This window comes from Skermanella sp., from assembly GCF_059503625.1.
This window is the reverse complement of record NZ_JCACHA010001159.1, coordinates 1-5,030: the sequence shown is the minus strand read 5'-3', so window position 1 is coordinate 5,030 and position 5,030 is coordinate 1. Positions and strand designations below refer to the sequence as shown.

The 5,030-nt window shown below is 63.4% G+C and carries 4 protein-coding genes; all 4 read left to right on the top strand.

The genetic code is table 11. The features are described 5' to 3' along the window. Positions 1–1,187, top strand: a 1,187-nt coding sequence (locus AC5JJ6_RS41145) for a pyridoxal phosphate-dependent aminotransferase (protein WP_496047598.1), incomplete at its 5' end; no start/stop codon positions are given. 444 nt (positions 1,188–1,631) lie between these two features. Then, positions 1,632–2,765: a type III PLP-dependent enzyme gene (locus tag AC5JJ6_RS41140; protein WP_496047597.1), complete on the top strand. Its 1,134-nt coding sequence runs from the start codon at positions 1,632–1,634 to the stop codon at positions 2,763–2,765. Between the two features lie 807 nt (positions 2,766–3,572). Beyond that, positions 3,573–4,742: an extracellular solute-binding protein gene (locus tag AC5JJ6_RS41135; RefSeq protein WP_496047596.1), complete on the top strand. Its 1,170-nt coding sequence runs from the start codon at positions 3,573–3,575 to the stop codon at positions 4,740–4,742. Positions 4,743–4,830: 88 nt separating this feature from the next. Further along, on the top strand, positions 4,831–5,030 hold a 200-nt coding region (locus tag AC5JJ6_RS41130), incomplete at its 3' end, for an ATP-binding cassette domain-containing protein (protein ID WP_496047595.1).

Sequence of the window (5,030 nt, the reverse complement as noted above, 5' to 3'; positions counted from 1 at the left end):
TTCAGGGAGCGGTTGTCATGCGGTTTTCCCCTCTGGTCGACAGGATCTCCGGCAAGGGCGCCGATGCGTGGTCGATCCACTGGCGGGCGCGGGAACTGGAAGCCGCAGGCCGCGACGTCATCATGCTGACCGTCGGCGATCCCGACATGGCCCCGCCGCCCCAAGTGATCGAAGCCGTCGTGGACGCGCTTCGGGCCGGCAAGACGACCTACTCTCCCATAATCGGAAACCCCGAGGTCCGCGCCGCCGTGGCCGCCCGCCATCAGGCGCGCACGGGCCAGCCGACAGCGGCCGAGAACGTCGTGCTGATCCCCGGCGCGCAGGCCGGCCTCTACTGCGCCCTGCAATGCCTCGCCGGCCCCGGCGACGAAGTGATCGTGCCGGAACCGATGTACGCGACCTACGAAGCGGTCGCCGGCGCCGCCAATGCCACGGTCGTCAACGTGGCGCTCCGGCCGGAACGCAACTTTCACCTGGATCTCGACGACCTCGAACGCGCACTCACCCCGCGCACCCGAGTCCTGTGGCTGAACAGCCCGCACAACCCGACCGGCGCCGTGATGACCCGCGCCGAGGTCGAGTCGGCCGCCGAATTCTGCCGCCGCCACGATCTCTGGCTGCTGTCGGACGAAGTCTACGCGGACCTCGCCTATGCCGGCCCCCATGTCAGCCCCTGGAGCCTCCCCGGCATGGCCGAGCGCACGGTGGTCGTCTCCAGCCTGTCGAAGTCCCATGCGGTGCCGGGCTTCCGCTCCGGCTGGATCATCGGTCCGCCGCAATTGACCGATCATCTGGCGAAGCTGGTGCTCTGCATGCTCTATGGCGGCCCGCCCTTCATCCAGGCCGGAGCGCTGGTGGCCTTGACGGAGGACTGCCCGCAGGTGGCGGAGATGGCGGAAGCCTATCAGCGCCGCGCCGGCATCATGGCGTCGGTCCTCAAGGACGTTCCCGGCCTGGGCGCCAGGGCGCCGGAAGGCGGCATGTTCGTGATGCTGGACGTGCGCGGGACGGGGCTGTCGTCCGCCGCCTTCGCCGATGGCCTGCTCGGCTCCCAAGGCGTCGCCACCCTCTCCTGCGACGCCTTCGGCCCCAGTGCGGTCGGTCATCTGCGGATCTCTCTGGCCGCACCCGACGCCCGGATCGAAGAGGCGGCGCGGCGCATCGCCCGCTATGCCGGATCGTTATGATTCAGGCGCTTATCACCCCTGATCTATGTCATTGATCGGATAGGCTTGTCGGCGTTTTTTCGGGGGCGAAACTTTTTTCGCCGAGGGGTCATTTTATCCTTTTGCGCGGAGAGGTTTCGGTGTATCAGATCGCTCCGCGCTAGCACGTGCCCCTGGCCCCCACGGTTTTTCCAAGTGGGGTTATGCAACGACGAACGTGTAACCCCCGACCGTCCCTTAAGCAAGGCGGCGTCTTGGAGGATACTATGTTTCATGTTGTTGTCGGTGGGCCGCACGCCCATCCGCCTCAGTTCAAGCATCTCGGTCGCCCATCGCACAGTGGTCGATTGTGTGCAGGCCTTAAACGGCCCTAGGGCTCAGCCCGCGCCTTGACGGCGCTGCTTTGCCTGCCCATACCCCACGCCCCCCATCACATCACTCCTTACTGTTTCTCGGGAGACTGAGATGAACGAGAAGATTGCCCGTTTTTTGGCGGAGCAGCAGCCGGCCACTCCTTGCCTCGTGGTCGACCTTGATATCGTTGAAGAGAACTTCAGGTCTCTGACCGCAGCCTTGCCCGACGCGAAGATCTACTACGCGGTCAAGGCCAATCCCGCGCCTGAAATTCTGTCGCTGCTCAACGCGAAGGGCTCCTCGTTCGATACCGCGAGCGTCCCCGAGATCGAGATGGCATTGGCCGCCGGTGCACCGCCGGAGCGCATTTCCTTTGGAAACACCATCAAGAAGCAGCGCGACATCGCGAAGGCTTATGAACTGGGTGTTCGCCTGTTCGCGTTCGACAGCATCGAAGAGCTCGACAAGATCGCCGAGTCGGCACCGGGCAGCCGCGTGTTCTGCCGCATCCTGACCTCGGGCGAAGGCGCCGAATGGCCGCTGTCGCGCAAGTTCGGCTGCGATCCCTCCATGGCCCGTCAGTTGCTCGTGGCTGCCTCGCAGAAGGGCGTCGTCCCCTACGGCGTCTCGTTCCATGTCGGCAGCCAGCAGAAGGACCCGACCCAGTGGGACACCGCGCTGCGCACCGTGGCGGAGATGTTCCGCGACCTGGAAGCGCTCGGCATCACGCTCGGCATGGTCAACCTGGGCGGCGGCTTCGCCACCCGCTACCGGACCGACGTGCCGGAGGCGGAAACTTACGGCATGACGATCCTCGAGTCGCTCCGCCATCACTTCGGCAACCGCCTGCCCGAAACGATCGTCGAGCCGGGCCGCAGCATGGTCGGCAACGCCGGCGTGATCCAGAGCGAGGTCGTCCTGATCTCCCGCAAGTCTGCCAACGACAACCGACGATGGGTCTATCTGGACATCGGCAAGTTCGGCGGTCTGGCCGAGACGATGGACGAGGCGATCCAGTACCCGATCATGACTCCGCGCGACGGCAGCGGCGATGCCGAAGGCGTCATCCTGGCCGGCCCGACTTGCGACAGCGCCGACGTGCTGTACGAGAAGGCCGACTATCAGCTTCCGCTGGACCTGCGGATCGGCGATCTGGTCCAGATCCACTCGGCCGGCGCTTACACGACCACCTACGCCTCGGTCAACTTCAACGGCTTCTCGCCACTGTCGCAGTATTATATTTGATGCTGCAAAGCGGCATAACGGATTATTAAATTACCCTCTTGACCTTGCATCAAAGACGGTCTAATTCTTTGCCACCTTGATGCCGAGGCCACTCAATGGGGCCGTGCCGCCTAAGCGGACTGTGTCAAGGATCAAACTATCAAAGGGGGCTTTCGCCCCCTTTGGCATGTCTGGACCCTGGCTTGGCTGGTCTGAAGACATCCCGCGCAAGCCGACTTTGCGTCTCCGTACGTCACGCGGGTATCCTCCTCCACCTCACCGTCATCGTTGCTTCCTTTACCCTTGATCTCTTAGGCGCTGATATAGGTCGTCACTTCCGCCTTTCCGTCATACCAAGACTTGATCTTGGTATCTCCTTTCAGGAACTGAGCGGGTGACATCCGGACTTCAAGTTGAAGTCCTAACGTTGGTTTTTGCCGGGAGATGCCAAGATCAAGTCTTGGCATGACGGTAAAGTAGAGCGTAACGCCCGCGTGACGCGCGGGAACGTTTCAAGCCAGCCCTATGGGATCAAGTTCGGGAATGACGAAACCGAAGTGAACGTCCAAAGCTGACGCTCGTACGGACCAAACCGGACCATCCCCGCCCCATCGTTCACCCATCCCCCCAGCACTTCCCAAAACCCGCCAATGCGTCTGATATCGTTACCGGTTGGAGTGTTGCGCGCCGGGGAAAACCCATGACACATTGATGAAAATTTGGCGGACCCGCTCGCGCCAAATTGCCGTTTGGTGCCCGTCTGCATCATAGTCCGGCGGCCACGGCAAGAACGGCGTGAGCGGAAGCGTTCAGGGAGAACAAGTGACGATGAGCGACAGCTTGGAAAAAGACGGCAGCCGGGCAACCCAGCTCGCGGCGAAGAGCTTCACCCGCCGCACCCTGCTCCAGGGTGCTGCCGCAACAGCCACCCTGGCGGCGGCAGGCCCCTTCATCGTCCGCAACGCGCGGGCCGCGTCCGGCGAACTCAGGGTCTTCGCATGGTCCGGCTACATCTCGCCCGAGATGCTGGCAGACTTCGAGAAGAAGACCGGCATCAAGCCGGCCCTGACCGAATACGGCACCAACGACGAGCTGCTGAACCAGCTGCGCGCCTCGGGCGGTTCCGGCTTCGACATCATCATGCCGACCGTCGACCGCGTGCCGAACTACGTCGAGTTCGATCTGGTCCAGCCGCTGGACGAATCGAAGGTGAAGTTCGACGGCTGCATCGATTCGGCGGTCAAGGGTTCCGCCGGCATGGGCGGCGTGGTCGCGGGCAAGCGCTATATGGCGCCCAGCGACTGGGGCACCGAGGCGATCGCCTTCGACACCTCGGCCGCTCCCCTGAAATACGGACAGGCCAGCTACGGCGACCTGTGGAAGCCGGAATACAAGGGCCGGGTCACGGTGCGCGGCCATTCCAGCCTGATCGGCATCGCCCTGTGGCTGGAAAGCCAGGGCAAGCTGCCGCACCCGGTCAGGGATCAGTTCAAGGACGAGGCGAAGGCGCGGGCCAACTTCGACGCGATCATCAAGGTCGCCTCCGCGAACAAGGCGTCGGTCGGCCAGTTCTGGTCGAACGAGAACGAGGCCCAGGGCGCCTTCCGCACCAACGGCTGTGTCATCGGCCAGACCTGGGATAGCTCCGCCGCCAGCCTGGGCAAGGAAAAGCTGCCGGTCGGCTTCGTGGCGCCGAAGGAAGGCGCACTCGCCTGGATGGAAGGCTTCTGCATCACCAAGGGCGCCAAGAACCTCGCCCAAGCCTATGAATGGATCAACTGGTACTACACGCCGGAAGCGGGCGCGCTCTACTCCAACCACACCAGCATCAACACCACGGCCAAGGGCGCCGAGGCCCACCTGAGCGACTTCAACAAGCAGTTCTTCGCGGCAGCCTATCCGGGCGACGCGCTGGATAAGCTGTGGTGGTGGCCGATCCAGGAACCGTGGTACGTCTCGATCCGCAACGAATATCAGGACCGCTTCCTGGCGGCGTAAAGGACCGGCGCCGGTCCCCCGCTCGACCCGGTTCGAATTGTTTCGAACCGTTTCGAACAGGGGACCGGCGCCCCTTCCAAGAGGATTCATGAGCCAGGACATCGAACTGGACCACGTCACCATGCGCTTCGGCGCATTGACCGCCGTTTACGACGTGCATCTGACCATCCCTGCGGGCGAGTTCTTCAGTTTTCTGGGACCGTCCGGCTGCGGCAAGACGACGATCCTCCGCATGATCTCCGGCTTCATGGAGCCGACATCGGGCGTCATCCGGATCGGCGGCAAGGA